This is a genomic window from Curtobacterium sp. VKM Ac-1395 (genome assembly GCF_015350975.1).
Taxonomy (GTDB): Bacteria; Actinomycetota; Actinomycetes; order Actinomycetales; family Microbacteriaceae; genus Curtobacterium.
Map to the genome: position 1 here is coordinate 1 of NZ_JADKRX010000014.1, position 5,311 is coordinate 5,311.

General features: G+C 55.5%; 2 rRNA genes. Both read right to left on the reverse strand.

Features of this window, described 5'->3' with window-relative positions:
• Window positions 1–16: 16 nt before the first annotated feature.
• Window positions 17–3,144, reverse strand: a 23S ribosomal RNA gene (locus ITJ68_RS18815).
• Between the two features lie 473 nt (window positions 3,145–3,617).
• A 16S ribosomal RNA gene (locus ITJ68_RS18820) occupies window positions 3,618–5,139 on the reverse strand.
• Together the 16S and 23S rRNA genes form the textbook arrangement of a ribosomal RNA operon.
• Between the last annotated feature and the right edge of the window lie 172 nt (window positions 5,140–5,311).

Sequence of the window (5,311 nt, forward strand, 5' to 3'; positions counted from 1 at the left end):
AGGTGGGGAAATAGTTGGTGTCAAGTCTTCGGCTTATTAGTACCGGTCAGCTCCACGGGTCGTTAGTCCCCGCTTCCACATCCGGCCTATCAACCCAGTAGTCTGCTGGGAGCCTCTCACACTCAAGGTGCATGGAAATCTCATCTCGAAGACGGCTTCCCGCTTAGATGCTTTCAGCGGTTATCCGGTCCGAACGTAGCTAATCAGCGGTGCCCTTGGCAGAACAACTGACACACCAGAGGTTCGTCCATCCCGGTCCTCTCGTACTAGGGATAGATCTTCTCAAATTTCCAACGCGCGCAGCGGATAGGGACCGAACTGTCTCACGACGTTCTAAACCCAGCTCGCGTACCGCTTTAATGGGCGAACAGCCCAACCCTTGGGACCTACTCCAGCCCCAGGATGCGACGAGCCGACATCGAGGTGCCAAACCATGCCGTCGATATGGACTCTTGGGCAAGATCAGCCTGTTATCCCCGAGGTACCTTTTATCCGTTGAGCGACAGCGCTTCCACAAGCCACTGCCGGATCACTAGTCCCGACTTTCGTCCCTGCTCGACCTGTCAGTCTCACAGTCAAGCTCCCTTGTGCACTTACACTCGCCACCTGATTGCCAACCAGGTTGAGGGAACCTTTGGGCGCCTCCGTTACTCTTTAGGAGGCAACCGCCCCAGTTAAACTACCCATCAGGCACTGTCCATGAACCCGATCAGGGTCCTACGTTAGACATCCAAAGTGACCAGAGTGGTATTTCAACAATGACTCCACGAACACTAGCGTGCCCGCTTCACAGTCTCCCACCTATCCTACACAAGCCACTCCGAACACCAATACCAAACTGTAGTAAAGGTCACGGGGTCTTTCCGTCCTGCTGCGCGTAACGAGCATCTTTACTCGTAGTGCAATTTCGCCGAGTTCACGGTTGAGACAGCTGGGAAGTCGTTACGCCATTCGTGCAGGTCGGAACTTACCCGACAAGGAATTTCGCTACCTTAGGATGGTTATAGTTACCACCGCCGTTTACTGGGGCTTAAATTCAGAGCTTCGCCCAAAGGCTAACCCCTCCTCTTAACCTTCCAGCACCGGGCAGGCGTCAGTCCGTATACATCGTCTTGCGACTTCGCACGGACCTGTGTTTTTAGTAAACAGTCGCTTCCCACTGGTCTCTGCGGCCTTCAACGCTCACGGAGTAAATCCGGTCACGCGTCCGGCCCCCCTTCTCCCGAAGTTACGGGGGCATTTTGCCGAGTTCCTTAACCATGATTATCTCGATCTCCTTGGTATTCTCTACCTGACCACCTGAGTCGGTTTCGGGTACGGGCGGCTGCAACCTCGCGTCGATGCTTTTCTCGGCAGCATAGGATCACTGATTTCCCCTCACGGGTACGCGTCGGATCTCAGGCATACAGACGACGGATTTGCCTATCGTCAGCCCTACATCCTTACACCAGGATCACCTTACGGATACCATCGCCTGGCTCAGCTACCTTCCTGCGTCACACCTGTTCATACGCTAACCGCACCAGCATGGGGTCGAGCGTTAGACCGGCCACCATCACCCCGAAGGGATCCGGTTGATCCGGGTTAGGACTCTTAGCACCACTGGATTAGCTTGGGCGGTTGTTCGCCGGTACGGGAATATCAACCCGTTGTCCATCGACTACGCCTGTCGGCCTCGCCTTAGGTCCCGACTTACCCAGGGCGGATTAACCTGGCCCTGGAACCCTTGGTCTTTCGGAGGACGGGTTTCTCACCCGTCTTTCGCTACTCATGCCTGCATTCTCACTCGTGTAGCGTCCACGGCTGGATCACTCCGCCGCTTCACTCGCCACACGACGCTCTCCTACCACTCCGCACGACTGAACCACGAAGGCTTGTCTATAGTGCGAAATCTACAACTTCGGTGGTGTGCTTGAGCCCCGTTACATTGTCGGCGCGGAATCACTTGACCAGTGAGCTATTACGCACTCTTTCAAGGGTGGCTGCTTCTAAGCCAACCTCCTGGTTGTCTGTGCAACTCCACATCCTTTCCCACTTAGCACACGCTTAGGGACCTTAGTTGGTAGTCTGGGTTGTTTCCCTCTCGACGATGAAGCTTATCCCCCACCGTCTCACTGCTGCGCTCTCACTCACCGGCATTCGGAGTTTGGCTGACGTCAGTAACCTGTTGAGGCCCATCGGCCATCCAGTAGCTCTACCTCCGGCGAGAAACACGCAACGCTGCACCTAAATGCATTTCGGAGAGAACCAGCTATCACGAAGTTTGATTGGCCTTTCACCCCTATCCACAGCTCATCCCCTCCATTTTCAACTGAAGTGGGTTCGGTCCTCCACGACGTCTTACCGTCGCTTCAACCTGGCCATGGATAGATCACTTCGCTTCGGGTCTAGGACATGCGACTGAATCGCCCTATTCAGACTCGCTTTCGCTACGGCTGCCCCACACGGGTTAACCTCGCCACATATCACTAACTCGCAGGCTCATTCTTCAAAAGGCACGCCGTCACCCCTACTAAGGAGGCTCCGACGGTTTGTAAGCAAACGGTTTCAGGTACTATTTCACTCCCCTCCCGGGGTACTTTTCACCTTTCCCTCACGGTACTTGTCCGCTATCGGTCATCTGGGAGTATTTAGGCTTATCAGGTGGTCCTGACAGATTCACACGGGATTTCTCGGGCCCCGTGCTACTTGGGATACACATCCGGCCATAACACCATTTCGTCTACGGGGCTGGCACCCACTACGGCCCGGCTTTCAAACCGGTTCGACTATGATGCGCTGTAACCGTCCCAGTCCGGCAGAACTGAGTGACGTGTCCCACAACCCCGACCATGCAACGCCCGCCGGCTATCACACATGATCGGTTTAGCCTCATCCGCTTTCGCTCGCCACTACTCACGGAATCACATGTTGTTTTCTCTTCCTGTGGGTACTGAGATGTTTCACTTCCCCACGTTCCCTCTACCCGCCCTATATATTCAGGCGGGAGTCACCAGGTCGCAAAACGCCTGGCGGGGTTTCCCCATTCGGAAATCCTCGGATCGAAGCTCGATTATCAGCTCCCCGAGGCTTATCGCAGATTTCTACGTCCTTCTTCGGCTCCAGATGCCAAGGCATCCACCGTTTGCTCTTAGAAACTTGACCACAAAGATTAAAATTGCGATCCAACGTCACAAGCCACACACGAACCGAGAAGGCCCGTGCTGCTCATCACGCGAATCTAAAGATGCTCGCGTCCACTGTGTAGTTCTCAACATACGATCGGCACCACACTCCCCCAGAGGTAACCCTCCAGCTTCATGCGGCCCAACGAAGGACCCGTAGGCCCAACCCCCACCGTGCCGCAGGTCCACACCTCCCGAATCGGAAGACGCGACCCACACCCGGTAGGAAGCCTGGTCCCTCAGGACCCAACAACGTGCACCAGCTGATCGCTCCACCCCGACCCGTTCCAACCAGGCAAACCCGGTGTACTGAAGATCGGGAGCATCGCTCCCAACTGCACTGTCAATGTTCCACCCATGAGCTACCCGTCGGACACGTTCGGTCCGAATCGGGCGCCTGGACCAGTGAACCGGACACCATACGGTGACCAGCACTGACCAGATGCTCCTTAGAAAGGAGGTGATCCAGCCGCACCTTCCGGTACGGCTACCTTGTTACGACTTAGTCCTAATCACCGATCCCACCTTCGACGGCTCCTTCCACAAGGGTTAGGCCACCGGCTTCGGGTGTTACCGACTTTCATGACTTGACGGGCGGTGTGTACAAGGCCCGGGAACGTATTCACCGCAGCGTTGCTGATCTGCGATTACTAGCGACTCCGACTTCATGAGGTCGAGTTGCAGACCTCAATCCGAACTGAGACCGGCTTTTTGGGATTCGCTCCACCTTACGGTATCGCAGCCCTTTGTACCGGCCATTGTAGCATGCGTGAAGCCCAAGACATAAGGGGCATGATGATTTGACGTCATCCCCACCTTCCTCCGAGTTGACCCCGGCAGTCTCCTATGAGTCCCCGGCATAACCCGCTGGCAACATAGAACGAGGGTTGCGCTCGTTGCGGGACTTAACCCAACATCTCACGACACGAGCTGACGACAACCATGCACCACCTGTACACCGACCACAAGGGGGCGACCATCTCTGGCCGTTTCCGGTGTATGTCAAGCCTTGGTAAGGTTCTTCGCGTTGCATCGAATTAATCCGCATGCTCCGCCGCTTGTGCGGGCCCCCGTCAATTCCTTTGAGTTTTAGCCTTGCGGCCGTACTCCCCAGGCGGGGCGCTTAATGCGTTAGCTACGACACAGAAACCGTGGAAAGGTCCCTACATCTAGCGCCCAACGTTTACGGCATGGACTACCAGGGTATCTAATCCTGTTCGCTCCCCATGCTTTCGCTCCTCAGCGTCAGTTACGGCCCAGAGATCTGCCTTCGCCATCGGTGTTCCTCCTGATATCTGCGCATTCCACCGCTACACCAGGAATTCCAATCTCCCCTACCGCACTCTAGTCTGCCCGTACCCACTGCAAGCCCGAGGTTGAGCCTCGGGATTTCACAGCAGACGCGACAAACCGCCTACGAGCTCTTTACGCCCAATAATTCCGGACAACGCTTGCACCCTACGTATTACCGCGGCTGCTGGCACGTAGTTAGCCGGTGCTTTTTCTGCAGGTACCGTCACTTTCGCTTCTTCCCTACTAAAAGAGGTTTACAACCCGAAGGCCGTCATCCCTCACGCGGCGTTGCTGCATCAGGCTTTCGCCCATTGTGCAATATTCCCCACTGCTGCCTCCCGTAGGAGTCTGGGCCGTGTCTCAGTCCCAGTGTGGCCGGTCACCCTCTCAGGCCGGCTACCCGTCGTCGCCTTGGTGAGCCATTACCTCACCAACAAGCTGATAGGCCGCGAGTCCATCCCCAACCAAAAAATCTTTCCACCACCAGACCATGCGGCCGGCGATCATATCCAGTATTAGACGTCGTTTCCAACGCTTATCCCAGAGTCAGGGGCAGGTTACTCACGTGTTACTCACCCGTTCGCCACTAATCAACCCAGCAAGCTGGGCATCATCGTTCGACTTGCATGTGTTAAGCACGCCGCCAGCGTTCGTCCTGAGCCAGGATCAAACTCTCCGTAAAAAAATTACAACCAACACCGAAGTGTCAGCGAGTTGATTCTGACTGTTGACTGTCTACTGACAATCTTCAATCCAAAAGGAATTGTCTCCGACACCGAGCAAGCTCGGCGACGAGGTCAATAAATTGGCATTGACAATGTGCACGCTGTTGAGTTCTCAAGGACCAGACGCAC